Below are 25,550 nucleotides of genomic sequence, written 5' to 3' on the forward strand. Positions count from 1 at the left end.
GTACCTGCAGCAAATGAATTATTTGTCACCACTTGATCGCTAAAATATGCATATGTTCCCCCACCAATTAAAGATAAGCCAAGAGCGGCTGAAACCACTCCAACACCTAATTTCTTTTTCAATGACATTTTTTGTTCCTCCCATATCATTTTTATAATCTTTCTCCCTAATCAACCGAAAAGGTCCCCTTAATACAGATATACCATGAATTGTGAAACAATTATATTAAAAGCAAAAAATTCCTTATTGAGAAAATTATGTTATTATCTATCTTCTGTAAATGAAACGTCCCAAAAATAGAAAAGTTGAATTTATAATTATCAAAACCTCTGCCAAAAACAAATTAATATTAATACCCTTTATGATTAGAATTATTTATTTCTTCCGGAGTATTCTAACACTTCAAATGGTACACTTTTCATGACACGTTAAATGATATGTCGGTAGGAAATAAGTCGAGATTCACCTTAAGGATGATTCAGAAGTTATATTTTCTTACAACTAACATTCATTGTTTTGACTTGATTGGCTGTTTTTATTTCTTTTGAGCTAGTAGCTTTTTTATAATAAGATAATAGCCCTAAGTAAATACTCTCATCTTTATTTACACCTTGATAAGGATGTGTACCTTCTCTAGCAGACTCTAGTACTTTATATGTACCATCTACTACTCCTACAATTACATATCCTTGTTTTCGTTCAGCTTGTTGAACTTGAAATAGATATGCTCTCTTTTCCCCTTGTGCATTATACAAATCCCTATCAAAAAGTAATTTCCCCACATTCCAATTTGATTCAGTATTATTAATCACTGTCTGAAAATATGAATTTGCTACTGTAAAAGTTTTTTCATTAGATTTCTCATCTTGGTTTACAATTTCTTCTGTATGAATATTCATTGTAGTGACAGGACTTATTAATAATGAAGATACAAGTTAAATTTTGTAAATACATAAAACAAGTATGTAGTTTATCAGAGTTGTATAACAATAAATTTTTATATTATAATTAAGTAAGATTTATTATATACAAACAGGAGGGATTTAATTGGAAGATTTTGATGATGAGCTACGCCAAATTGATATGGATCAAAAAGAAGCAATACTAGTTGTAAGAGTTTATAAAAAATATTTAGCAAAAACAGATGAAGATAGAGAATATGGAACAGAAGTGATTGAACGTATTTGCAATAATGATACTACTCGTGAAGATACTGATTTTTTTATAAGATGCACGGAAGTTTTTGATGATATTATCGATAAGTCGTCGAGGAGAAATTAACAAATAAAGGCTAACATACTACTATAGGCGTACAGCCGAGATATGTGTAAAAACAGGTCATAGCCTAACTTTTATTTTTAAATAATTGGAGTTGCTAAGGAATTAGAAGATTTAACACCAGAAGAAAAAGAAGTATTGATGATGTATGGAAACGATTCAAAGAATAACTCGCCATAACTAAAAATCCTTCCAATTTAAACGATGAAAGGAAAATGATACACACATTTAGGCATTCATTTTAATAGATGCCTAAATGTGTGTTAAGGAGCATAGAAACGTCGGAATTCACTTCTCGTTTCACTTATGAATTTAAAGATTTCGCCACTCATCACATGCCTTGCGAATATTTTCACGCATATTATTTGTAATTTCTAGTCTGTCATTTAAGAAAGTATCTCTCTGTGAGATTATCTCATTTTTAGCACTCAAATAGAGCCTTTGAATAGATGTAGAATTTCTACCAGCTTCGGTTAATCTATAACGTGGGATACCTGGAGATTCTGTGTACCATAGTGGATCTGTTAGTGATATAGGATCAGAATCATATATATGAACCTTTGTGTCTAAATTTTCATCCCATTCATCTACAAAATTAAACCTGTATTTGAGTGTAGGATAAGAATTAGAAGTAGTAGGAGCTGTGATCATATCGTAGAGGCCACTATTAGCATACATTGCATCACCTACACTTACATTTGTAAAGTAAACTAATTTGTCACCACGTGGTTCACATAAGGCAGCATACTCATCCCCACAACGACTTAAAGTAGCTTTATACCCAGAGTCAATTTCACTAAGAGCTTTTATGTCAGTTAGATGCAAAGTACAAATGTAAACAAGGGCTGTTATACCTTCAAACGTTTCAAAACGTACTAAATCTGATACTAAATCTGAACCATCGTCATATATGCCATGTAAAATATTCACATCACTGCTCTCTGGATAGCCCTGAAGACGTCTCGCAATACTGTCACAATTAGCTACATAGTGATCTAAAAAGGCTTGGTCAATTATTTTTTTAACCCTATCACAAATTTCTTCTACTGCTTGTTTCACCGCTTCTTGAGCACTATCTTCTGATGGAAACATTTCGCTTATTATTGCTATACCTATTGAAGAACCCAAAGAACTAGCTCCTATTTTTAATATTTTCTGCCAGTTTAACTCGTCATTTATCATAATGAACACTCCTTTATAATTAGAATGCTCACCATCATTTCAGTTTTATACATTTTTTATACCCTTATGCATTTTGGACACAGTTTAAGATGTTTGGTGTATATCAATATATGAAATTACCAGTGTTTCAAGAATCGGCTTTACCCCTATACGATAGCCCTCTTCAACAAATATCCACTGTATTTGCACATGTGGACATTTGTACAAGTTCACATTTACACATTTACACATTTACACATTTACACATTTACACATTTACACATGTGTAAAAATTCACTACAAACTTATCGCTAAAAACAAAAATGAATTAAATGATATATGCGCTACTATTGGCACTTTTATCATTTTAGCCAAGAAGACTCCTTCCTCAAGGAACGCTAAGTGAGTAGGTGGGAGATGAATTGGCTAAAATGATAAAGTCATTCTTTTAATAGCTGGTTTGGCTGTTGTACCAGGCGCATGTACTAATATATATTCTCCTTTGTGCACCTAGCCATCTGGTATATTCCAAGATGAGGTAACTGTTCCCGCACGTGCTACGCCTTGCTTTGGATCCTTTTCTTCTTCTGTAGGCATAGCCTCAAATGTATCATCATTAGTACAAGTATAGAAGTACATAGTGTTGACCCAGCTACAGTAGACCGCAGCATCTATGTAATGACATAAGAAGAGCGTGAAGAAGCGGGTATCATTGACTTACCAGCAACATTAGCGTAAGCATTCGCTACATTACAATCGAATGAAGTCATATGCGGTGCACTAGGAGACCATTTATTTGAGCAATTCATCGAAACAAAAGAAATTGAGTGAGATAGCTTCCGCACGCAAGTATACCAATGAAAACGCGATCAATATATGTCTCCTTACTAAGAGAAAACAACCTTGATACCAGCTGTATCAAGGTTGTTTGTTTTCACTTCTCATAATTTTATTATTCAACCTAAGACTTACTTTATTCTTCTATGTCTCTTATGCCATTTATTGTCATACCAAATTGCTCGAAACCATATAATACACCATTTAAAGCCGTATCACCCTTTTCTACATCTCCTTCATCTAGAGCTGTAAACAAGTCGCCTAATGCCCGTAGGAATGTCTTATTAGCATCTATAAATTCAATTTTAAAATAACTGTACTTTTCAGGCGGTTTAAGGCCTACTAACTTCTCTGCCTCTCCTTTCACTATATTAAACTGTGCTTTTAATTCATCTTTATTTGTTCGTAGAGTTTCATCTTTTTCAACTATTGGTTTCGTAGCTTTTACTGCAGCTATGAATTTATTAGCCTGTATTTCTACTTTTTCTTGATACTCTTTCATACTGTTAGGTTTCGTAGCATCAGACACCTTGTCTTTCTCTTTACTAACTTCTTCTTTCTTCTCTACCTGAACTTCCTTTTTACTTGTTTCTTCCTTCTTTATTTCCGCTTCTTTTTGTTTCTCTAACTTATCTTTTTCTTCGTGTATTTTATCTACATCTTTAATTACAGTAGCTATTGGGTCCTTATTTGTTGTTCCAGACTCGCTATCACTTGCTGAAGAGTCATTATTTGTTCTTTTATCTTTATCTTTTTCCTTCTCCTTCTCTGTTTCCTTATAGTCTGCTACTTTTACACTATCCTCTTTTTTCTCTTCCGCTACGTCCTTACTTGCACAACCTACACCACTCATCAACATTACTGGCAGTGCAACTTCTAATAACTTACGCTTCATTGTAATTTACCCCTTTGTTTCGTGATTGTTGTTTCTTTTCTTCCAACTCTTTCTTTTTTGTTTCGCAATGATTTCATCTACGAAAATCGTTTTTAACCTTGAGGCTTTTCCTATAAAGAAGTAGCATCTATCATAATGTATACTTCTTTTAAAAAGTATTGTAATTTATTAACATATGAAACCATATCATAAATTACGTAAATAAGATATACAAATTTTCATCTTTAAGAGGGACCTTACCATGTTACAAATAAAAAGGATCCGATATGAATATCAGATCCTTTTTCACTATATATAATTATTTCACTGCCTCTTTTAATTCTTTTCCAGCTTTAAATGCAGGCGCCTTAGAAGCAGCAATTTGCATTTCTTCACCTGTTTGCGGGTTACGCCCTGTTCGTGCAGATCTTTCACGTACCTCAAATGTACCAAATCCAAGAATCTGTACTTTCTCTTCATTTGCAAGAGTATTTGTTATTGCGTCTAATACAGCTTGTGTCGCTGTAGCAGCATCCTTTTGTGTAAGTTCTGCTTTATCTGCTACTACTTTTATTATTTCTGTTTTATTCATTTTCTGCACCTCTTTATATGTAATTAGGAACTATTATAACGTGCCTATACTCATGGTGCAATAAATAACAGGTTGTACTGATATGCCTCACAAGTGTAATCGTCTATTTTCAATATTTTAAGAAGACAATCGTTATAACTCCTCCTTATTGTAAATCCTAAAATATTTATTGTTTATATTATTTTATTGTTATATAATACTAAATGTCTTTACTTATATGCGATTACGATATATCATAATTAGAAAAAGGGATCTTTCGGGATTCCTTTTTTCTATTAAAAATAAAAAAGCAGCAGGTTGGCTCTCCAGACATATTCCTACACCTCACGGTAATTCCTTTAAATCATTTTATTAAATCATCCACTTGATACTGTCTAAAAGTTATAAATGTTTTATACATTTCATTTCAAACTAATTTTTAGATAGTTTCAAGATATGTTTTCGATTAATTTCACATCACTTTTAAATGTTGTCTAGAAGTATCAACTTTTAGATAGTTAAACAGGACAAATCTATCAATTATATTAAATTGATGAATTCAACTATTACATTTTATTGTTTTATTCATATAATGTATTAGATTGCTAGAAAGGAGGCGTAAGCATGGACAGTTGTGTTTTATTCGTTAATGGACAACCTTTTTTAGTGGTCTCAGTTGCTGGAATCGAAATTGCTAGATTAGAGCTTTCTCTTCAAGTAGCATTGACTTTAATAGCATTAGGGATTCCAATTTGTGCGTAAGCCTTAGGTATTTATTAAAAAGAGGGCTTTTGTCCTCTTTTTTATTTATCCCTTTATCTTTCCTTAACAACAAACAAGACGCCACCCAGATCACGGCAGCGCCTACAATAATTACTATTGGGTTTAATCACTAATTTACTAACAATCCTAATTGACGTAGGATTTCTGAGAACGAATAACCATACGCAAAACCTACAATACGAATTCCTGGAGTGTATCTATGTTCTAAATCTTCATTGTACGTTTTCATATAATATGCTAGTTTAGAATCAATGTTATGTTTGTCGTTAATAATTACTTCATCGCTAGGAATTCCATCCATTTCAATTAGAACAGCTACATACTCTGCTTCTTCAATTAAAGCTTCATTAAAACACTTTTCTAACTCTTCTAATGTTATACCCATCACTCCCCTCCTAATTTAATGTCTGTTTTGCTCAATAAAAAAGAGCATCCACGTCAGTAGATGCTGAAATATGTGAATGGACTTCTCGATGAGCATTGAATAGGATATAAGCAGTTAGCTTGTCCTACACTATACTATATGATTTCTTTATTAAAATGGTTCATCAAAAAGGCACCTTATCCAGGTGCCCTTTCGTGAACATAGGGGTAACACTAAAACGCAGCAATAATTCTAATATCGTGGTGTCAAATCATTCTATGCTCGATATTTCTTTATATGCTAAATGGTTAATGTGTAATTTCTATACAACAAAGAAAAAAACACCCGTGTTGGATGTTAATTATCATCCTGTTTCTCTGCTTTGTTCTTATCTCTGATAATTTCAAAAATCCACGCTAAAGAAACAGCGATACCAAAAAGAACACTTACACCTGCAACGGTGTAATAACCTAACTGTTTAGCCGTTAAATCTACAGTGAGGGCTATCCCTAGTAAAATGATTACAAACATTCTTTTCTTTCTTTGCTCGAACAAACTAATTTCTCCTCCACTCGAAGATCATCTATTTAAAATTCAATATTAAATATATTGATCACATACATCATAAAATCTATCTATCACTATTATCTCATTATACTAATTAATTCTCAACATCTCATATATATCGATTATCTTTATACCTAGAACACTCTTTAAATACAGTTATCATGTAATTTCTATATAAAAAAGAAAAAAGCACCCATTATGGATGCTTTCTCACTTATGCATTTAGTATTTCTTTGGTAACTCAGGGAATAAACTGATTCCTTCCTGCTCCACGTCATTACTGAATCGCATCTTGAGTGCTCTGTATTCCTTTAATACACTTACTACTTCCTTTGTACTCTCTTATCATCGATAGCCGGTAATAAAGTTAATTGTCTCTCCATGAAGGAATCCCCCTATTTCTGAGTTTGTCTTTTAACATCACATAAGGTACGTGAAATTTCACTATCTTATTGTTGAATAAGGGAAACATGCATAGCGAGTAGCCCACACCATCCACTCTGCATGTTTCTGTTATCCATTAAGCCTTTAATAATTTACGTGTCTTATTTGCCATCTTTTCTTTTGCTGCTTCAATGTTATTTGTCACTCTCATATGATCCTGATCAATCTGAATCATTCCATCAAACATAACTGGAGCTCGTTCTGTCTGCTCTACTAACTACCCATAAATATCAAAATCTTCTCCTGGTATAGACTTCTTGCCCTTCGGTTGATGAGACATCCTTACATAAGATTGAATGACTGATAGTGGTACTACGAATATTGATTTATCCTTACTAAACTCTATAAGAAAGAAACATATTGCTCCCATCTTTTCTGCTTTCTCCAGATAATCCAATTGATGCTGTGCAATGTTCTTTAAATCAAAACGTGTATCCTTCTCTGTAGATTTAGCTTCAAACGCAATAGCTTGTCCCTTATACACGCAATCATAGTCTACTGTACTTTTAGCTTCATAGAATCCATTTAGTACACGGCCACTTTTACTTTTTAATACCTTCACAGGAGTCTGGAGCTTGTTTATAAGCGCCACTCCCCCCTCTTTGATACATTTCGTTCGCTAGATTGATAAGCATTTCAAATGCCATTCCACGGTTACCTTGTCCCATTGTTATTCGTCGCTTTCTATTAAAACGATTATTTCATATATTTTCCACAAAACGGTAATTAATATATAATTAAACTATTCAAATCTTAGGTGGTGATGCAAATGAATGATACGAGCCGAATTGTTCTTTTCACTCTTGTAGGAATAAGTGCCGTATTTTCTGTAATTAAAGAATCTCAAAAACCAGAAAAGAAAAAATTTTGGATTACATTCGAAACTTTAATTCTAATCGGGGCAGCTTGGATGTTAATAGGGCTTCTCATGTAACCTACATAATTAATAAACCCCCTGAATAAAACTCAATATTTCGTCAATAATGTATATGACATTAGATTTTCTCCATTCCCCCTTGGAGATGAGCAGTTAGCTTTTGCTAGCTGCTCTTATTTTCTGAAATTGGTTACATTTCCCTGATGTTTTTAACTTAATATTACGTTACCATATAAAAGAGTAGAATATATTGAGCTGTTATACCATTACCCTAGGAAACTAGGGTTTTTATTTCTACAAAATGAAATTTTTATTAAATTGCTTATACTTTATTTCTCAACCACAACTTATGGAATTATAATGAAATGAATGGTAATATATAGACATCTCAATTACGTTAGAGCTTGTTTCCTTGCAAGCTCTTTTTTTATTTAAATAGCGTTTTTGTTTAAAATAACAGCTCTAAATAAATTAGATACATTTACCAGTATGTTTACCACAACATTCATGTTAAAATCCCTTGTGAGTACGACATAACTCTACCTAATGAAGCCCTGCAGCCCTTATCGCGGGGCTCTTTTTTTATTTAAATTAACAATTTTGTTCACTTTTATAGCTTGCTATTCCTCATGGTTGTGTTTTGCTTCTAGGACTTTTATAAATTTAAAGTGTCCATCGAGATAACAATCATTGATAAAACCCACAAAATATATTTCATTAACTTCGCTTAAAGTAAAATTTTCATTTTTTCATTCAACCAAGTTCATAACATATTCTTTTCCTCTGGTAAAATAATGATTAGGTGCCCCATGCGCATTTTATCCACTGAAAATAACACCTTTTACGTACTTAACTATTAGAAACTTCATTTCTGCTACTTCTGCAATAGCAATTTTGTTCACTTTTTTGATACATTTATGAAACATTCATACGTTATCTTTAGTACGTTCTTTTCTTTTTGTAGAACCATGTGAGAATACCAAAACAAGAAGCCCTAGAGCCCTAACTCTAGGGCTTCTTCATTTTAAATAAGGATATTATTAAATTTTCAATTATAATTTTTTATACTCTCTTTATCACTACCTCCAAAAAATATTCAGGAACCTTGCAAACTTGCAATGACAATGTAAGGTTATTAACTATGAACAAATGTATTTACGTAGTAAACTATTTAGTCAGAAATACATATTAAAGGAGAAACATTTATGAATTTTGAAGACAACCGTAAACTAGGTATTCAGTTAGGATGTATAGTAAAAACAGATAATACTCAATATCTAGTTTTTAAAAAGAATGAAAATTACTCATTATTAAACATAAAAACGGTAGAATGTATAAACTTTGAAGTCCCTTTAGAGCATCTTGAGGAAATGATTCTTGAAGATTTAAAAGAAGACATCCAAAGCATTATACCTCCGGAGAATATTAAGATTGTAGCTCAAAACAAAATATAGATTACGTTTCATTCAAAGAGTACTAATGGGTAGTGCTCTTTATTTACAATCAATCCAAATAACTATTTTGTTAAAATTGATTCACTATTTATTTTTATAAAAGCACCCTTTTTGGACAAATTTACCGACTTAATTAACAGAAATTTCGTTTTATTCTTAACTTGTTGAATAGCCCAATACATTCAACAGTGCTCTTGATTGCATACTTAGTATGTAACCATCCAGATACCTTAGCTAATACGTCCCCTAATCGTCGTTATTACTAAGGTATCTTTTTAGATGCCCTGTGTGCAGGGCTTTTTTATTTCAGTGATAATGCTCTATTTCCCCTACAATTATAGATGCTTGTAATCCCATTTCATAACAAAATTCAAATTTGGTCTTACTTTATTCCGGTCGATCCAAACCCAAGATTTCCTCTTTCCGATTCTGATAGCTCGTCCACTTCATAAAAATTAGCTGTTATTACTGCCGCTATAACGCCTTGAGCAATCCTTGTTCCTCGTTCAATCACATGGGCTTGCATATTTAAACTTATTGGTTTTTCAGTGTGATCAACCAACACTCCAACTTCTCCGTGGTAGCCACTATCCACCGTTCCAAAAGCGGCCCTTAACTTTGTATCACGCGTCATACCGCTACGCGGGCGCACCTGCAATTCATATCCTGGCGGAATTTTGAACGCCAATCCCGTTGGTACAACCTTTGTTTCGCCAGGCCAAATAATCGTGACCTCTGGTACAACTAGATCAAAACCAGCATCAAATTCCCGTGCATACTTTGGTAAATTCACACCTTTCAATCGTTTAATCTTCATTCTTAATTTCATTCTGTCCCGCTCCTTATAAGTAATTTTTCAATTTCTCTTTCTATTTCTTCAACACTTCCAAGGAAAGCTTCGTCTTCCACTTCTCGTTATCCAATCCCACTAAGTGATATTCCATCTTACGAATTTCACTCTCTACTACTTGGAGTTCACTTTGCACCTACACTGCAGTTTCTTTTTTCATTACTTTCTTCCCTTTGCTTCGCTCATTAACTTCGTGATCTCGTACACACCGTTCTCCATTTCCATCACTACTGATACACTCCTTTTATTAGATTCCACAACTCTTGTTCAGTCATCTCGTAAAGTTGTCGCCCTGTCTTTTCTTCTTTATAAATTCCCTTTTGTAGTAATACATCGATGTAGATTTGTTTCCTGTCCATGCTGCCTCCTAGCTTCTTTTCTTCGTAGCTCTCCCTATAGGTGTAGTCGCTGCCCTTTGTGGATTCCATCTATTTATCATCATGGCGCTATGCCTCCTAATCCAAATCCATGATTTCCTCTAAGGTTCTATCCGAAATATAAGTAGTAATGATTTGTATCTTTCAGTATTTCTTTTTAGCCATTTCTATAGCTGCGCCCTCGGACTTCGCCTCAAACCAACGAAGCCTCCACTTCTCGTCTTTATCGTATAACTCTACTGAGTACGTCATAACACTATTACTCTTCAAAAATCTTTCCGCTGTACTTATTGCGCTATAATCAAAACTTCTTGCTACATCCTCCAGTGTTAGTTGTTTTATTTATTTTATTAATCATTGTTGGAGCTTCTTGCTTCTGCTAAAAAATTATCGGAAAAGGCACTCTTATATGGGTGTCTTTTCTTTATGAATAAGAGATACGTGGGAAAAATAAATTATAGGACAGGGATATAGTCTAAAACTTCTAAACTATCTTTTTATTTCCTTTCGACATAATATGACAATATAAAGATATTTAATATGTTATTATTACGTTGCAATCTTAAATTTTACATAATTGGAGGAACAAACGTGGGAAAAATATTTAAGTTTGGATGCCTAGGCATTATAGCTTTATTTGTAATCGGAATAATTGCTATGGTTGCTGGTGGTGGAGATTCAACAGAAAAAACTTCAACAGACACTAAAGCGGTATCAAAAGAAGGTGTATCTTCTGATGTGAAAATCTCTGTAGGATCTATGGAAACAGTAGATTCTGTGGGTAATGAATACTCAAAAGAACAAGCACAAGGTGTCTTTAAGATTTTAGAAGTTACACTTACTAATAATCAAAAAGACGCTATCACTGTTGATACTAACAGCTTTAAATTGGTAGATAACAAAGGTCGTGAATTCACATCTTCAGTACAAGGTCAAACATCTTTTGACTTAGCTAACGGTGGAAAAACTGACTTCTTCTTAAAACAATTAAATCCTGGTCTAACACAGACAGGGAAAATTGTATTTGATATACCAAAAGATGCTGAAGGACTTTTCTTAAAAGCTAGTGGCGGTATGACAGGTAAAGAAATTAAGTTAAAAGTAGAATAGAAAAAAAGATACTCGAAATATTGCCTTTTTTCTCAATCGCCAATATTAATTAGCGTGGTAAAATAATATTTGGATTGGCATCTAATACCATATTACGTTGGTTCAAATCGTAAGAAGGCACCTTAGGGTGTCTTTTCTTTATAAAAAAGGCCTCCTAAAACGCCTTAAATTAGTAAACTTCAATATTACTCTTTTTTATTAATTTGTTTTAACTTAATATATTAATACTAAGTTAAAAATTTGTTATAATTAGTAAATAATTATATTAATTAGATGGAGAGGATACAATATTATGGGTTATAAGTTTCGTAGAATTATCCAATTTTCCCCGGGTGTAAAAATTAACTTTACATACACAGGTACGGGAGGCAGCGCCATTCCACCTGAATCAAGAACAACAACTTATATACCTGGAACTGGAATCTCGTATACACCACGAATAGCTGAGTCAAACAACTATTATATACAACGAGGGTTTCAAGGGCAAAACACTTCCTATCCCACTATGAATGAACAAGATTACAATACGGTAAGAGCATTTGAGCAGGTAAGAGAAACCAAAACTTACATTGTTACTGCTTTTCGTAAGAAGGATAATCAAGTAAACTCCGTGGGTAGAAAACTAATGAAACCACTTTCCATAATTGGAGGCGTTTTTGCGGGCCTATTCTTAATTATGATGCTTATTATACCAGCTCTAATCCTGGCAGCCCTTTCTTTCTTATGTTATAAAAATATAAAAACACCATTTGCGGTTGTATGCCCAGAATGTGATGCTGAAAATTTATTCATTTTTGAGGAAGAGAAGATTGCTTGTCGTAAATGTGAGAGCACTCTTATAATCCAAAAATAAAAGGTTCTCAAATACACTTCCCAAAAATGAATTGTGGTATTGAATTCCAAGATAGCCCTTGAAGCTCATAATTGTTTCCATACCTCCTTTAAGACTCCAGCTCTCTTTTTTATTTCCATTCGACAATATATGACAATATAAAGATGAATAATTTGTTATTATATTTACGGATTTATTTACATTGGGAGGAATGAACAACTATGTTTAAAAGATTAGCAGTATTACTTATTGGAGCTCTATTATTATTTGGTTTATCCGCTTGTGACAGCGTTAAATCAATGACAAATAATGTCACGGTTGATAAGGTAATTGAAGAATTTAAAGCTGCAGGATTAGAAGCTGACAATCCTAGTGACCTACCAGAAAAAGAATTTGGAAATACTAGAAAAGAAGCAAAGCGCATTCTTGTTCCAGCATTAGGTGAAGATAGTGGTGGTAGAATATTTGAGTTTAAAAACAAAGAAGATCTTGAAAAAGCTAAGAAATACTATGACGATTTAGGTAATGGTAATCAAATGCTATTCTCTCATACTTACGCAAAAGGTAACTTCCTTATACAAATGAATGGTGATATGGAAGATGCCAAATTTAACAAATATAAAGAAGTTATGGACAAAGTAATTAAGTAAGTTAAAGAATCCGCTTTTATTTATATGAAAACATGTTAGAATTATCTTTGGATGGGAGTCCAATACATATTATTAAAATTAAAGTGGTTCAAGTCGGAGGAAGGCACCTTAGGGTGTCTTTTCTTTATGAAGAATTAGTTTAAAAACTAAAAATAAAGGAACCTCAATAAATGAGGTTCGAAAAATCTACTATTTTAAATTCCCTTCGTAAAAAGCAACTCCATTTTGAACATGTTTTAAATACCACGTAATCGTTCCGCCACAAACATTTTCATTAAAACTATTAGCATATGCTCCATTTGAGTGATAAAGAGTTCTTTTGAATTTACCATTAGAATACTCATAAGGAATTGAACATGTTGCTTGCTTCGGAGAGCTCACATCTTTTTGCGTATCAGCTGAAGCTACCCCAATTCCTCCTGTTAATGCAATACCAGTTGCTAATGCTCCTACTACTAATTTCTTAAACATAATAAATCCCCCTTTAATAGTTTTTATAGATTACAACTTAACTGTATCACTTTTGTAATTTTTGTAAATATTTTGAATTTTTATAAATATTTATTTAAATTTTTCTAATATTGGTAATGCATTTTATCAAATGGAAAATAGAGGGTTTTACTTTGATATGTAATAATGCATGATCACTCAGCAAAAGAATGTGATAAACTCTAACCACCTGTTCTATTTTTTTCAGTTATCTTAGAAACCTTACTTCTTATTTACCCAAATGGGAGGCGCTTTATAGCGTCTTTTTTTTATTTTCAAGAAGACTTGCTCAATTCATTTTTAAATACATAAGGTAATGTGAACCCATTAAATTACATCAAATGACCCCTAGTTTTCCCCTCGGATCTAAAGGAGGCACTATTGTTATGGGATATGGTGGTAGTTGCGGCGAAGGCTGCGGTTTCGCTGGAGGATTTGCTTTATTAGTTGTATTATTTATTCTATTAATCATTATCGGATGCAGTTGCTTCTGCTAAAAAACTATTGTAAAAGGCCCCCTTATATGGGCGCCTTTTCTTTATGTATATTATTTTATTATCCGATTCATCAGTTTATTATAAACACATTTAGCTTCTCCAAAAAGACCACCTGTGTCCCATTCGCCACCATAATACGCATACTTCCCAGGTGAACCATTGTCTCGTATACTTGGATATGATTTTAGTTTAGATTCATAAACCGAAACCATAAAAATATAAATAGATTACCACAATTATAATTCCCATAACAGTCATTAATAGGAGTTTACCATCAGCACCCGTAATAACTTCTTTTAGATTTTCTTTTGCTTGTTGTTTCTTTTCTCCACTTGAAAAGAGATAAATAATGAAATAAGTAACCACTAAGAAGAATGAGAATATTATATCTATCATTACTTATGTACCTCCCTAATATATGTACGCTATTAATTTCCTTAAACGTTTTAAGCTAAGATATCTGAAATCATACTGATAATAAATATATCCCCCCGATTAAAAGTGCCGCAGCAACGATTAATATTATTACTCCATCCGGACTATTAACAATTTTCTTTATATGTTTTTTTGCTATTTGCTTAGTTTCTCCACTTGAAAAGAGATAAACAATGGAATGGAGAATTAGTAAGAAAAATGCCGTAATTACCTCTAACATGGCTTATGTACCCTCTAATATATGTGTACCTTTAATTATCCAGTAATTTTCTTGCACCTTGTATCAGCCTGAGTAACTGGAATGCTTACTTCAATAAAGGCCAAATGACAAAAATTACTCCTGTAACTGCTGCATATCAAAAAAACCTACCAATATTTTCCCCTCAAGACCATTAATAAGCTCTTTTAAAACTTCTTTTGCTATTCGCTGACCTTTACCACTTAAAACTATCGAAAGAATAAGGAATATAACCAATAATTTCCTTATACATTATATCAGCCAGGGTACATGGAAATACAACAATTTATTATTATAATTTAATTTATTAATTGATACGGCATTAATACAGGATAGTTCAAATCGGAGGAAGGCACCTTTGGGTGTCTTTTCTTTATTTCTCAATATAAGAACTTTAAGAAAATGCTATGATTTAAATACAAATTCCCTTTTGTGCACTGAGATAGTAATACCCAATAAAAAAGCCCACCTATTTCCGTAGGTGGGCCTTGTCTTTATTACACAATATCAAAGTATACTCTCTTTTTCTCATAAACTTTATGTAATTATACATATTCGTAAAAATCACACTAAATAAATATTACATGTAGTAAAATATAAATCGTGGACACGTTCTATAAAGCAGATTCTTTTGAAAGACGTAACATATCAATCACTATAGAAGATGTGGCGTCACTCTAATATTGATCTCAAATCTCTTATATTTTGTGAACTAACAATCTGGTATATATAGACGATTCTGTTTTATAGGATGTGTTTACACGTATAACAAAGGGATAATACGGATAAGTTTATACTAAATGAACGTGGTTCAAGTCGGAGGAAGGCACCTTTGGGTGCCTTTTCTTTTTTGGATACAGACCGCAAAAAGGAAAAAACCACGTTAAGCACATTTCGACATAAAATCAAGTAATTTTAACAACGCCAAGAACATTTAATGCAACACTATTTAAAATAAGATTAAAATGATTTAAAAACTCTTAGCGTAGTTTTTTCCAAAATGCTGGTGATGGCTCATTAAATAATTGGGATTAGGTTGAGGAATTACTAGAAAGAGATTTATTAGAGGAATTTGCTAGGCTATGGCTTTGACTCGGTTTTTCTAAAGAATACATTTGGATTATTCAGCCCGTTCAACGTATTACGATTATCACTCCAGGCATGAAGCAGAGATTCTCGAGGACCTGTAATGACTTGATTATAGTCAGCCATATAACAAGGACCAACACCAGGATCTTGAGGTGGTCTAGTAATAGTTACTGGAGAAGATTGGTTACTTATTACTGATTCTGGATTTAAACCTCTAGTAACAGAGAATGTTTTCTTAAATATCCCGAATGTTCCGTTGCCAATTCCACCAACTCCCGCTGGATCATTAAAACGATTATATTGAATATGCGCTCCTTTAGCATTGGCAGCTACTGAAGGAAAAAATGCAAATGGCAGACCCTGCGTGATATTCACTGGTTGTGACCAAGTTGCCCCTTGATTTCTGCTGAATGCCAAAAAGATATTAATATCCCCATTAACTGTACCACCATTCCATACAGCATAAATAGTGCCATCAGGTCCAATGGAAGCTTGAGGAAATTCATTATTCCTGATATCCCTTTGAGCATCTACAAAAATAACTGTACGGTTAAACCCGGGTTCACATGGAACAACATTGTTCGCTGCAGCAGCGAAAGGTGTTGTAGAAACTGCTACGTCCGTATTCACTGGAAAAGTTTGTCCGCCGTCAGTTGATTTTCTCATTCGAATTGTCCTATTTGCCTGCTTTAATAGTAGATTGTTGTTTGGTATTACTGCATAAAATACATAAATAACCCCTTGCTTGTCTACTATCACGTATTCTCCTTCTACAAATGTATTAGCATTTGGGGGAGAAATGATATCTATATCGGTAATCAAAGGATTTAAATTAACACCGGTTGTATATTTTGAGAAACGAATTCGTCCTAGATTAGTAGTGAAATCTTTCCAAACGATATACAGTGCCTCTTGTCCTGGTCTAGTTCTATCAGTTCCTACTGTAATCCACTCTTTATCTTGAGAGAAGTTACCATTTTGAGGGTTTTGTCCTCTCCCGACGACTTGCGGCGGATTCATTGTAATCGTTTTGTTCGGATTAATCACTCCAGTTGATACACTAATTACGTCTTGTTGAGTGCCTCCGACAACTTCTTGCCCAATCTGACCATAATAAAATATTCCTTTTTTATCTACAGCTATTACAGGATCTCCGTTGTTGACTCCCCCGGGATTTGTCGGTATTGAACCGCCATCAGTCCAGGTCTTACCTAAATCTTTTGAAAAAGCAAATCCAGAGAAACTATTTCTCGTAAATTCATCATTTGAATCATTAAATCCATAGAGAATGAAATCTTTAAAATGGGCTAGGCTTGTCTCACTTTGAGTTATGTTAGGAAAATTAGCTATATCACTAGCAGAATTATTCACTTGTACTTCTTTATTATTTGGTTTTGGAGGTTTTGGAGGTATTTTAACCACCCTTTCATTATTATTTTTCAATATATAATATTAAAAAAATGAAAAGGGGCTTGTATCTTTTTATTATATTTTGAAAAATTCGTAACATTTGTTCTTGTAATTTGTTTTTTCTAAGTAGGGGTACCGCAAACACTGACTTATCCTTACTAAACTCTATAAGGAAGAAGCATATTGCTCCCATCCTTTCTGCTTTCTCCAGATAATCCAATTGATGCTGCGCAATGTTATTTAAATCAAAACGTGTGTCCTTCTCTGTAGATTTAGCTTCAAACGCTATAGCTCGTCCCTTATACACACCGTCATAGTCTACTGTACTTTTAGCTTCATAGAATCCATTTAGTACACGGCCACCTTTACTTTTTAACACTTTCACAGGAGTCGGGCGCTTGTTTATAAGCGCCACCTGCCCTCTTCGATACATTTCGTTTGCTAGATTGATAAGCATTTCAAATGCCATTCCACGGTTTCCTAGTCCCATTGTTATCCCTCGCTTTCTATTAAAAGGATTAACTTTGTTTAAATCTTCCTTAAATCGTATCACTATTGATTAACCTCAAATATTTTTCCTGTATAATACAATTAAGTAATTAATAGGAGTGTTATTCATGCCAGATATATTAAGACTCGTTATCTTTATTGTTGTTGCAATTGGTGCAATCATTAACTTATACCTAGAGTTTAAAAAGCCTAAAAAAAGTATATTCTCAATAATTTTTCTATCGATACTCCTTATTGGAGCCTCAGGATTAATTAAAGATATTTTATCTCGACTTTTATAGATGAATAAAACTCAATATTCCGTCAATAATGTATATGACATTAGATTTTCTCCATTCCCCCTTGGAGATGAGCAGTTAGCTTTTGCTAGCTGCTCTTTTGTGATTCATCGTCACATTATGATGAAATGGTCATATATTATCTCGAAGCAAAAAACCCTAATTTATTTTTCAGTATCTCACTTTTCCCTTAAAGAGCACTTTTTAAAGGTGCTTTTTTTGGGTTCGCCAGAATAAAACTTAATATTTCGTCAATAATATAGATAGGCGATGGCCATAACTCATTTAATGAAGTCCCTAACCTTTCTCCTTTCCCCCTTTTGGAGAACCAGCCGAGCAGTTAGCCTTTGCTAGCTGCTCTTTTATTGTAATTTTCCTCTGTATATCTTCTTGATCTGCGCTTCAGTGAATCCCTCATATACCGCAAATACTTCAGGGAACTCACTTAAACACAAATCAATAACAGTATTATCTGTCGTTCGTATATAGAAGTACTTAACTAATCCGATGTAATCATTGTGTAAATAGTAACTCTTAATCTCGTGATGATAGTTGTTAGCTTTCAAAACTTCATACAGCTTGATCTTCGTTTCATCTATATCAAATATTGATAATTGCCCTTCAATCTCGACCTGTTCAATCATTTCTCCATTCCCCTTTCAAGTAAAATAGCATGTTTTCAGTTCTACTTCGCCATCATGTATAGACAACTATATATTAAATTGTTACAATGTTATTGTGATTCTTATATAGAATCACATACGACTTTTTCTCTGTTTATGGGGCTCTTACTTAGTAGTAAGGGTCATTTTTTTATTAACTTTTATATGAAAATCTTAATATATAGCTGTAAAAATAACTGGTTAAGTGTTAAAATTCCATATATACTCCTTAGGGAGTTCTCATGTAATTAAGCAAGAGTTTAAAAATTCTCGAATCTTAGCCCCTTGGAGCGCCCTCCAAGGGGCTGCAACAATTAAAATATCGTTTTTATTCATTTTTTTGATACATTTACGAAACATTCATATGTTATCTTCAGTACGTTCTATTCTTTTAATAATACCGTGTGAAGTATACCAAACCAAGAATCCCTAGCCCCCTAAGCCTAGGGATTCTTCATTTAAATACGGATTTTATGCACTTTTATTCTTTTCACAAACCATTACATTTGTTATACGTAATATATAAATTTATGTTATAATGTCGTTATGAAACATCGCGTGTTTCAAATACAACATTTTTTGATGACCTCTTATCTTTCCATAAGGGGTCCTTTTTTCAAATAACGCTTTTGTTTAATTAATATTTAAAAAGTTCATTTTCATAAGGCCTGCCATTATATGCTATACTCATTCTTAAATAATTGTATAAGGAATGTTAAAAATGGATGATCGATCATCAAGACAATGGAAAACGCGACAAAAGTTAAGGGAACTGAAAATAAAAAATAGAAATGATACAAATTTCAAAATAACCGCCATTAATCTATAAAACTGGGATATACCAATGAATAAGCATTCAAACGAATGCGGACTGCTAAAATTCAATTATAAAACTATTTCTCTGTAGAAAAATAAAGAAGGGCTATGATTGGAAAAGCGATTCCTATCCATAACGTTAGGCTCCAACCACCTAAGGCATATGCCCATCCTCCAAGAGAGGAACCAACAGCACCTCCTAAAAAGAAAATAGCCATAAATAGCCCGTTTAGTCGACTACGAATTTCTGGATCCAATGAGAAAATTAAACGTTGACTAAGCACAAGGTTTGCAGATACTCCCATGTCCAACAGAATTGCAGCAATTACTAAAACAGCTATTCCGATGGGCGAACTACCTTGAATAATAAGTGGTAGTAATAAAGAAATAATAACAACAGTGAGAGCTATCCCAGTGGCTGATTGTGTCCAGCCAAAATCAGCTAGACGACCACCTATTGGAGCGGCTATTGCACCTGTAATTCCGACAAGTGCATATAATGCTACGGCAGTCTGAGAAAAATGAAAAGCAGGACTAGACAATAATAATGGAACAGTGGTCCAGAATAAGCTGAAAGCCCCAAATACACAAGCATGATAAATTGCGCGACGGCGTAAAATTGGAGTAGTTCGTAGTAGTTGCCACATTGAACTAAGTAAGGCAGTATAATTTGCTTTTTCCGTTGGTTTCCTAGTAGGGAGTACTTTCGATAATACAAACGCCAAAACAATGATTACAGTAGCAGATAAAGCAAATATTGCATTCCATCCCCAAATATCAGCTACTAGACTAGATATCGGACGCGCAAGCATAATACCTAATAACAGGCCACTCATGACATTACCAACTACACGACCGCGTGCATCTTCCAATGAAAGGTATGATACAAAAGGTACGAGCACTTGCGCTGCAACCGACCCCAATCCGATAAAGAATGAAGCTACTAACAACAAGATTGCGCTCTTTACAAAAACTGTGGCAGTTAGAGCAACTGCACTTAGAATTAACAATATAATTATCAATTTTCTATTCTCAACAATATCCCCTAAAGGTACAAGAAATAGTAAGCCAACAACATATCCAATCTGAGTTAGTGTTACAATTAATCCAGCGCTACTATTAGAAAGCCCAATTACATGACTAATTACCCCAATTAAAGGCTGAGCATAATAAAGATTAGCCACAATAATACCACATGCAGTTGCTAGAAGAATGATTAAACCCGATGAAATCTCCTTATTGATTGCTTTATTTTTAAAATTAGACATATCTATTTCCTCCCATACTTTTATTTCAAAATTACTGAATCGCCTTGACAAGAACTACAGCACTACCATTATTCTAAATTGAGCCTGAACTACTTTCTGTTCTTCTTTCAAAAGATCCAATTTCCCCACTTTTTTATTCCCCTTTTCTAAATTTTTTTTAGTAATTCACTTTGTGAATTTTGAAACCTGTTTAAAGACCTTACCATTATAAGTTGCTAGCTAATTAATAAACTAAACGTTCAGTTTATTAATTAGCTAAAATATATACTAAACGTTCAGTTTTGTAAATAGACTATTTTATTATCCGTTCATATTAAGTATACTAAACGTATAGTTTATGTTCTTGAAAGGAATGATTAATGTGCAAGGTAAAAGAGGTCGACCACGTAATATCGAAACCCAAAAGGCTATCCTTTCTGCATCCTATGAGTTATTACTGGAAAGTGGCTTTAAAGCAGTCACAGTTGATAAAATTGCAGACCGTGCTAAAGTTAGCAAAGCTACGATTTATAAATGGTGGCCAAATAAGGCTGCTGTGGTAATGGATGGTTTTCTTTCTGCTGCTGCTGCCAGATTGCCTGTACCTGATACAGGTTCAGCATTGACTGATATCTTAACTCACGCCACAAGTTTAGGCAGTTTTTTAATAAGTAGAGAAGGCACTATTATTACTGAGTTAGTTGGCGAAGGGCAATTTGATTCGAAACTGGCAGAGGAATATCGTGCTCGCTATTTCCAACCACGTCGCCTGCAAGCAAAGCAACTTCTGGAGAAGGGAATTAAACGAGGCGAATTAAAAGAAAACCTCGATGTTGACTTAAGCATCGATCTCATCTACGGACCAATTTTCTATCGTTTGCTAGTAACAGGTGAAAAGTTGGATGAATCCTATGTGCATGACTTGGTAATAAATGCATTCGAAGGAATACGATTGAAGTGATTAATATTCAAATAAGTGTTTAGAATCCCCATTCCCTCCTATGCGGATGCAAATTAAATTAACTTGATAAATAAAGTGTTTTATGTTTTTAAACTGATGTATATGGAGTGATCTCCTATATACATCAGTTTAAAAATTGATAATTACTCTAAAAGGATCATCATGAAAATAATTTTCTTTATGGGATATTTATAATATCTTAACTTGATTGACATAGTTTATATTTTGGATTGTGAACTACCCGCCACTTAACGTCCTAACGGACTGTTTGAAGTGGGGGCTTCTCGGTTAGTCGTTACTTTAGATAGCTAACGAATTCGTCCTAAGACAGCCGAGCTAACTCCCTTGTTCCAAGGGTTATTTTATTGCTATTTATGCTAACGCTAATAGGCGTATTGCTTCATTTTTGATATTGATAGCTGCGTTATAATCTCTATCGAGATTTACACCGCATGTACAAGAATATACTCGCTCAGACAATGACATATTTTTCACATTTCCACAACTGCTACATGCTTTTGTGGAAGGAAACCATTTGTCTATTTTCACAAGCTGTTTTCCTTGTTCATTTAGTTTATAAGCTAAGAAAGAAGTGAACATACCCCAACCATTATCAGCGACACTTTTCCCAAAATGAAGTGCTTGTGACATTCCTTTCATATTTAGATCTTCAATAGCTACAACATCAAAATGAGTAGCTAACTCTTTAGACTTATGATGAAGGAAGTTCTTACGTTGGTTCGCTACTTTTTCATGTAACGTAGCTACACGGATACGTTGTTTATTCCAACGAATAGAACCTTTTGTTCTTCTTGATAATACTCGTTGTGCCTTTGCTAATTGGTCTAACATTTTACGATAGAACCTAGGATAATTGGCTCTCTCATCCTCAGAACTGACGTATAATCGATCCATCGCAAAGTCTAATCCAACAACTGTTTCTACTTCTTTTTGTACAATCCCTTTTTCGTATTCAGTCAAGATGGACACATAGTATTTACCAGTAGGTGTCATAGAAATCGTACACGTCTTGATTATATGGTCTTGTGGTATTTCTCTATGCTGTTTGATACGTACCATTTTTAGTTTTGGCAATTTGATATGACCATTAAGTAACATAATATTTCCGTTCACTACATTCGTTGTATAGGACTTTCTGTCTTTTTTGCTTTTGAATGTTGGGAAATCATTTTGACCACTAAAGAAATTTTTATATGCAGTTTGCAAGTTTAGTTGAGCATTTGCCAAAGCTAATGAATCAACTTCTTTTAACCACTCAAATTCTGCTTTGTATTTTGCAGGAGTGGGAAGCTTTTGTTTCTTTAGTTGTTCCTTATCATCTTTGTATTTTTCATACGCTTCTTTCCGTTCAGCTAACATTTTGTTATACACGAAACGTACACAGCCAAAGGTTTTACGCATAAGATGTGCTTGGACTTCTGTTGGATACAAACGGAATTTATATGCTTTATTATGCTTTGTCATATCATTCCACCTCACTTTTCACCTTGATTTTCAATATATTTTTTTACTGCGTTTATTGGTGAACCACCAGTAGTTAGTAAGCAAAAACTTCTTGACCAAAACATCTCTTTCCAAAGTTTCTTTCTTAATTTTGGAAAGTCTCTCTTGATTAGTCGAGAACTTGCACTTTTATAAGCATTAACAAATTTTGTCATTTCTGTATTAGGGTGCGCCTGGAACAAAATATGAACATGGTCTACAACATGATTCCATTCAACTAATGTCATGTTATAGCCTTCAAATAGTCGAACAAACATATCTTTTGCATAGTCTGACATATCATCAAACACATCTCTTCTGTATTTCACGACCAACACAAAGTGATAATACAACGAGAATACTGAATGGTTATTACTATCTAATTTCATTGATATACCATCCTTTATAATTTATAAGACTGATTATATTGGAGACAAAATAAAAAGCAAAACCTTTTGGCTACGCCCAACCGAAATTCATTTCCCACCTATCGTTAGGCTATACCATTCACACGCTTGAGGAAGGAGAATTTTTTCGGGGCATTCGTTAAATAAGCCCTATCTAATTCTCAATTATTCATTTCTAACCAAGAATTCTCATATTCTTTTTAATTAAAGACGGCCACTTTTTTATAATTTTCATAGTCGATATATCCACACTTCTTAGAAAATAAAAAAGACAGGGAATCAATCCTAGTCTTTTTCATAACCGCAGTCATTTTTTTCTTCATATTCTATTACCATAACCAAAAGCGGTTGGCCTTGTTCACGTTCCATGAACCCGCTTGGTGTTATTTCTTTAACTACTTTCCCGTAATTAGCACAATACTTCAAAAAGCCATTCACTTCTTCATCTATTCTTAATGCATCAGCAATAACAGTTCTAATTTGTAATAACATAATAACTCCCTCCCAATAATTTTTTATTTTAAATATGTAATCTCAAAAATTCGAAATCCATCTATTTCTGGTACATATTTAAATTCCAGAATTAAGTCGTTTTATTTTACCAAAAACAATCCTTTTTTTATTTTTTTAACAGTTTTTGGTTTTTCATAATTAAATTGACTTGGTTTACTTTCATAAGTAACTTTGTAATTCTTATTTATACTAAAATAGTCTTATGTAAATCCATCAGCTAATTCTGCAATAGTTACATGATTTCCTAAAAACATTTCTAGTTCTTTTTTATTTTGAAAAATGGTTAAGTGGCCGTTCTTATCAATATCATCAAATATTAATTTGAATTGCCCTCCTAGGTTATTAATCACATTTTGTGATAATTCAACTTCAAACAAACAATCGTATTGAATTTTATATTTCAAATCTTCTACTTTGATTGGAGTTAAAGCATTTGTTTGATGTTTGTTTTTTATAAAGGTGTTATAAAAAACAAACATCATAGCTAAAAAGCCTAACAATAAAAACAATCTCTTAATCTTCATCCTTTCACAATGTAATGTTCTCCAAAAAACGCAAAAAGGCCCTTTTCAGAGTTATATTTTCAGAGAAAGTAAAGTTAAAATACTTAAACTATCTTAGAAAATCGAAACCCCGAAAGGGCTATAGTAGTTATAGATATAAAAAATTGAAATTTAAAAAGGTATACTTAATTTTAGCAAATTCCATCCACAAAAACAACAATATTCCGAATATTAAATTCGTTAATTTTATAACAAGATAATTCTACGCTATAAACCATTCGATAGGGTACATTTAATTTTTTGTCGTTACGCTAAAATTTTATTTAGCTACACCATTAGAATTTGATACAAGTAAACCATTACCTTGCTCTTTAGAAATTGTTCCTGCAGTTTTCTGTTCTGGTTTTTCTTTCTCAAGAACTACCACGTTAACTTTCGCCGTTGAGCTGTTACCTGCCTTATCAGTTGCTGTTACTTGAACTGATATCGTACCTGGCTTACTTGTATCATACGTCCCTACTATTACTACTGGACTTGAATCTTTATTATCTTTTACACTCACTAAACTTCCTGGACTTAATTTATCTCCCACATGTACGGTTACTCCTTGTTTCACTGTTATTACTGGTGCTTCCGTATCCTTCTCTTCTTCTTTTTCTACTACGTTAACGGTTACCGTTGCAGTTGAGCTGTTACCCCCATTATCAGTTGCCGTTACTTGAACTGATATTGTACCTGGCTTACTTGTATCATACGCTCCTACTGTTACTACTGGGTTTGGATCTTTATTATCTTTTACTTCTACCAAATCTCCTGCATTTAAGCTATCTCCTACATGTACAGCTACACTTTGTTTTGCTGTAATTACCGGTGCTTCTGTATCTTCTTCCTCTTCTTTTTCTACTACGTTAACGGTTACTGTTGTACTTGAGCTATTTCCTGATGCATCTGTTGCCGTTACTG

Annotated in this window: 32 protein-coding genes and 6 pseudogenes; 13 read left to right on the top strand and 25 right to left on the bottom strand. The window is 33.5% G+C overall.

Translation table 11 applies throughout. From position 1 onward, the window contains the following. Both JDS81_RS28320 and JDS81_RS28325 read right to left on the bottom strand, forming a co-directional pair. Positions 1-128 (bottom strand): TasA family protein (locus tag JDS81_RS28320; RefSeq protein WP_242481381.1); only part of this gene is annotated, 128 nt, incomplete at its 3' end. 357 nt (positions 129-485) lie between these two features. Then, positions 486-899 carry a hypothetical protein gene (locus tag JDS81_RS28325; protein WP_097954949.1) on the bottom strand — a complete coding sequence of 138 codons (414 nt, stop codon included), beginning with the start codon at positions 897-899 and terminating at the stop codon, positions 486-488. Positions 900-1,047: 148 nt separating this feature from the next. On the opposite strand from JDS81_RS28325, the gene JDS81_RS28330 reads away from it, so the two are divergent. Beyond that, positions 1,048-1,281: a hypothetical protein gene (locus JDS81_RS28330; protein ID WP_142312537.1), complete on the top strand. Its 234-nt coding sequence runs from the start codon at positions 1,048-1,050 to the stop codon at positions 1,279-1,281. Between the two features lie 309 nt (positions 1,282-1,590). Here the strand turns inward: JDS81_RS28330 and JDS81_RS28335 are convergent, their stop codons facing one another. Both JDS81_RS28335 and JDS81_RS30795 read right to left on the bottom strand, forming a co-directional pair. Continuing rightward, positions 1,591-2,460, bottom strand: a complete 870-nt coding sequence (locus tag JDS81_RS28335; protein ID WP_199688662.1) for a hypothetical protein — start codon at positions 2,458-2,460, stop codon at positions 1,591-1,593. A gap of 489 nt (positions 2,461-2,949) precedes the next feature. Continuing rightward, entirely contained in the window at positions 2,950-3,078 is a 129-nt protein-coding gene (locus JDS81_RS30795; RefSeq protein WP_255569982.1) for a hypothetical protein, read from the bottom strand. Here JDS81_RS30795 and JDS81_RS28340 point away from each other — a divergent pair. After that, positions 3,055-3,270 (top strand): annotated as a pseudogene (locus tag JDS81_RS28340) (type I glutamate--ammonia ligase); the annotation flags it as partial. The gene JDS81_RS30795 and the pseudogene JDS81_RS28340 sit on opposite strands and share 24 nt — an antisense overlap. Positions 3,271-3,412: 142 nt before the next feature. On the opposite strand, the gene JDS81_RS28345 reads toward JDS81_RS28340, so the two are convergent. Further along, positions 3,413-4,171, bottom strand: coding sequence for a hypothetical protein (locus JDS81_RS28345; RefSeq protein ID WP_099004147.1), 759 nt, complete (start codon positions 4,169-4,171; stop codon positions 3,413-3,415). A 298-nt stretch (positions 4,172-4,469) separates the two neighbouring features. Next, entirely contained in the window at positions 4,470-4,742 is a 273-nt protein-coding gene (locus JDS81_RS28350) for an HU family DNA-binding protein (RefSeq protein ID WP_097954583.1), read from the bottom strand. A gap of 603 nt (positions 4,743-5,345) precedes the next feature. Here JDS81_RS28350 and JDS81_RS28355 point away from each other — a divergent pair. Beyond that, the gene (locus tag JDS81_RS28355) at positions 5,346-5,483 is read left to right on the top strand and encodes a DUF3956 domain-containing protein (protein WP_000376551.1); all 138 of its coding nucleotides are present in this window, start codon (positions 5,346-5,348) and stop codon (positions 5,481-5,483) included. A gap of 130 nt (positions 5,484-5,613) precedes the next feature. On the opposite strand, the gene JDS81_RS28360 is transcribed toward JDS81_RS28355, so the two are convergent. The 4 genes and pseudogenes from JDS81_RS28360 to JDS81_RS28375 form a co-directional block, all read right to left on the bottom strand. Continuing rightward, a complete protein-coding gene (locus JDS81_RS28360) occupies positions 5,614-5,889 on the bottom strand; it encodes a hypothetical protein (RefSeq protein WP_000513192.1) in 276 nt (91 codons plus the stop codon). A 336-nt stretch (positions 5,890-6,225) separates the two neighbouring features. After that, positions 6,226-6,423 (bottom strand): hypothetical protein, encoded by a 198-nt coding sequence (locus JDS81_RS28365; RefSeq protein WP_097954584.1) that lies wholly within the window; start codon positions 6,421-6,423, stop codon positions 6,226-6,228. A 249-nt stretch (positions 6,424-6,672) separates the two neighbouring features. Further along, a pseudogene (locus JDS81_RS28370) lies at positions 6,673-6,818 on the bottom strand (ArpU family transcriptional regulator); the annotation flags it as partial. 137 nt (positions 6,819-6,955) lie between these two features. Then, positions 6,956-7,547 (bottom strand): annotated as a pseudogene (locus JDS81_RS28375) (Holliday junction resolvase RecU). Positions 7,548-7,648: 101 nt separating this feature from the next. Here JDS81_RS28375 and JDS81_RS28380 point away from each other — a divergent pair. Both JDS81_RS28380 and JDS81_RS28385 read left to right on the top strand, forming a co-directional pair. Beyond that, positions 7,649-7,813 (top strand): hypothetical protein, encoded by a 165-nt coding sequence (locus JDS81_RS28380; protein ID WP_097954585.1) that lies wholly within the window; start codon positions 7,649-7,651, stop codon positions 7,811-7,813. 1,148 nt (positions 7,814-8,961) lie between these two features. Next, positions 8,962-9,210, top strand: coding sequence for a hypothetical protein (locus tag JDS81_RS28385; protein WP_001008433.1), 249 nt, complete (start codon positions 8,962-8,964; stop codon positions 9,208-9,210). A 382-nt stretch (positions 9,211-9,592) separates the two neighbouring features. Here JDS81_RS28385 and dut read toward each other — a convergent pair whose 3' ends face one another. From dut to JDS81_RS28400, 3 genes and pseudogenes are all read right to left on the bottom strand, one after another. After that, positions 9,593-10,039, bottom strand: a complete 447-nt coding sequence (gene dut, locus JDS81_RS28390; protein ID WP_097954586.1) for a dUTP diphosphatase — start codon at positions 10,037-10,039, stop codon at positions 9,593-9,595. A 248-nt stretch (positions 10,040-10,287) separates the two neighbouring features. Beyond that, positions 10,288-10,419, bottom strand: a complete 132-nt coding sequence (locus JDS81_RS28395) for a Fur-regulated basic protein FbpA (RefSeq protein WP_080451858.1) — start codon at positions 10,417-10,419, stop codon at positions 10,288-10,290. Positions 10,420-10,515: 96 nt separating this feature from the next. After that, positions 10,516-10,779 (bottom strand): annotated as a pseudogene (locus tag JDS81_RS28400) (hypothetical protein). Here JDS81_RS28400 and JDS81_RS28405 point away from each other — a divergent pair. From JDS81_RS28405 to JDS81_RS28420, 4 genes are all read left to right on the top strand, one after another. Further along, on the top strand, positions 10,749-10,820 hold the full coding sequence (locus JDS81_RS28405) for a YjcZ family sporulation protein (RefSeq protein WP_176546237.1): 72 nt from the start codon (positions 10,749-10,751) through the stop codon (positions 10,818-10,820). The pseudogene JDS81_RS28400 and the gene JDS81_RS28405 sit on opposite strands and share 31 nt — an antisense overlap. 208 nt (positions 10,821-11,028) lie before the next feature. Beyond that, on the top strand, positions 11,029-11,547 hold the full coding sequence (locus JDS81_RS28410) for a DUF4352 domain-containing protein (protein ID WP_097954587.1): 519 nt from the start codon (positions 11,029-11,031) through the stop codon (positions 11,545-11,547). A 292-nt stretch (positions 11,548-11,839) separates the two neighbouring features. After that, entirely contained in the window at positions 11,840-12,400 is a 561-nt protein-coding gene (locus JDS81_RS28415; protein WP_097954588.1) for a DUF4236 domain-containing protein, read from the top strand. Positions 12,401-12,600: 200 nt separating this feature from the next. Then, entirely contained in the window at positions 12,601-13,029 is a 429-nt protein-coding gene (locus tag JDS81_RS28420; protein WP_199688663.1) for a stress protein, read from the top strand. A gap of 189 nt (positions 13,030-13,218) precedes the next feature. On the opposite strand, the gene JDS81_RS28425 is transcribed toward JDS81_RS28420, so the two are convergent. Then, on the bottom strand, positions 13,219-13,500 hold the full coding sequence (locus tag JDS81_RS28425) for a hypothetical protein (protein ID WP_097954590.1): 282 nt from the start codon (positions 13,498-13,500) through the stop codon (positions 13,219-13,221). Positions 13,501-13,904: 404 nt separating this feature from the next. On the opposite strand from JDS81_RS28425, the gene JDS81_RS28430 reads away from it, so the two are divergent. Further along, positions 13,905-14,015, top strand: coding sequence for a YjcZ family sporulation protein (locus tag JDS81_RS28430; RefSeq protein WP_000540371.1), 111 nt, complete (start codon positions 13,905-13,907; stop codon positions 14,013-14,015). Between the two features lie 195 nt (positions 14,016-14,210). On the opposite strand, the gene JDS81_RS28435 is transcribed toward JDS81_RS28430, so the two are convergent. The 4 genes from JDS81_RS28435 to JDS81_RS28450 all read right to left on the bottom strand — a co-directional run bounded on the left by JDS81_RS28435 (position 14,211) and on the right by JDS81_RS28450 (position 17,677). Then, positions 14,211-14,411, bottom strand: coding sequence for a hypothetical protein (locus JDS81_RS28435; RefSeq protein WP_053446324.1), 201 nt, complete (start codon positions 14,409-14,411; stop codon positions 14,211-14,213). A 70-nt stretch (positions 14,412-14,481) separates the two neighbouring features. Beyond that, the gene (locus tag JDS81_RS28440) at positions 14,482-14,670 is read right to left on the bottom strand and encodes a hypothetical protein (protein ID WP_097954591.1); all 189 of its coding nucleotides are present in this window, start codon (positions 14,668-14,670) and stop codon (positions 14,482-14,484) included. Positions 14,671-15,768: 1,098 nt separating this feature from the next. Next, entirely contained in the window at positions 15,769-16,824 is a 1,056-nt protein-coding gene (locus tag JDS81_RS28445; protein WP_242481415.1) for a sialidase family protein, read from the bottom strand. Between the two features lie 385 nt (positions 16,825-17,209). Continuing rightward, positions 17,210-17,677 carry a Holliday junction resolvase RecU gene (locus JDS81_RS28450; protein ID WP_255569981.1) on the bottom strand — a complete coding sequence of 156 codons (468 nt, stop codon included), beginning with the start codon at positions 17,675-17,677 and terminating at the stop codon, positions 17,210-17,212. 127 nt (positions 17,678-17,804) lie between these two features. Here JDS81_RS28450 and JDS81_RS28455 point away from each other — a divergent pair, with 127 nt between their 5' ends. After that, positions 17,805-17,978, top strand: a complete 174-nt coding sequence (locus JDS81_RS28455) for a hypothetical protein (RefSeq protein WP_002110892.1) — start codon at positions 17,805-17,807, stop codon at positions 17,976-17,978. Between the two features lie 359 nt (positions 17,979-18,337). On the opposite strand, the gene JDS81_RS28460 is transcribed toward JDS81_RS28455, so the two are convergent. Next, complete coding sequence (locus tag JDS81_RS28460; RefSeq protein WP_061530013.1) at positions 18,338-18,619, bottom strand: hypothetical protein; 282 nt, start codon at positions 18,617-18,619, stop codon at positions 18,338-18,340. A gap of 739 nt (positions 18,620-19,358) precedes the next feature. Here JDS81_RS28460 and JDS81_RS31220 point away from each other — a divergent pair. Next, positions 19,359-19,439 (top strand): annotated as a pseudogene (locus JDS81_RS31220) (CDI toxin immunity protein); the annotation flags it as partial. Positions 19,440-19,530: 91 nt separating this feature from the next. On the opposite strand, the gene JDS81_RS28465 reads toward JDS81_RS31220, so the two are convergent. Next, entirely contained in the window at positions 19,531-20,721 is a 1,191-nt protein-coding gene (locus JDS81_RS28465; protein WP_097954909.1) for an MFS transporter, read from the bottom strand. 352 nt (positions 20,722-21,073) lie between these two features. On the opposite strand from JDS81_RS28465, the gene JDS81_RS28470 reads away from it, so the two are divergent. Continuing rightward, positions 21,074-21,661, top strand: a complete 588-nt coding sequence (locus tag JDS81_RS28470; RefSeq protein WP_106081045.1) for a TetR/AcrR family transcriptional regulator — start codon at positions 21,074-21,076, stop codon at positions 21,659-21,661. Between the two features lie 372 nt (positions 21,662-22,033). Here the strand turns inward: JDS81_RS28470 and JDS81_RS28475 are convergent, their stop codons facing one another. From JDS81_RS28475 to JDS81_RS28495, 5 genes and pseudogenes are all read right to left on the bottom strand, one after another. Next, positions 22,034-23,146, bottom strand: a complete 1,113-nt coding sequence (locus tag JDS81_RS28475) for an RNA-guided endonuclease TnpB family protein (RefSeq protein ID WP_097954910.1) — start codon at positions 23,144-23,146, stop codon at positions 22,034-22,036. Between the two features lie 11 nt (positions 23,147-23,157). Next, the gene (tnpA, locus tag JDS81_RS28480; RefSeq protein ID WP_097954911.1) at positions 23,158-23,553 is read right to left on the bottom strand and encodes an IS200/IS605 family transposase; all 396 of its coding nucleotides are present in this window, start codon (positions 23,551-23,553) and stop codon (positions 23,158-23,160) included. A 303-nt stretch (positions 23,554-23,856) separates the two neighbouring features. After that, positions 23,857-24,063, bottom strand: coding sequence for a hypothetical protein (locus tag JDS81_RS28485; protein ID WP_061530031.1), 207 nt, complete (start codon positions 24,061-24,063; stop codon positions 23,857-23,859). A 23-nt stretch (positions 24,064-24,086) separates the two neighbouring features. Further along, positions 24,087-24,608, bottom strand: a pseudogene (locus JDS81_RS30990) (peptide ABC transporter ATP-binding protein). Positions 24,609-24,906: 298 nt separating this feature from the next. Next, a partial coding sequence (locus JDS81_RS28495) for a DUF5011 domain-containing protein (RefSeq protein WP_242481416.1) occupies positions 24,907-25,550 on the bottom strand: 644 nt, incomplete at its 5' end.

The sequence above is a fragment of the Bacillus cereus group sp. N31 genome, assembly GCF_016483245.1.
GTDB lineage: Bacteria > Bacillota > Bacilli > Bacillales > Bacillaceae_G > Bacillus_A > Bacillus_A toyonensis.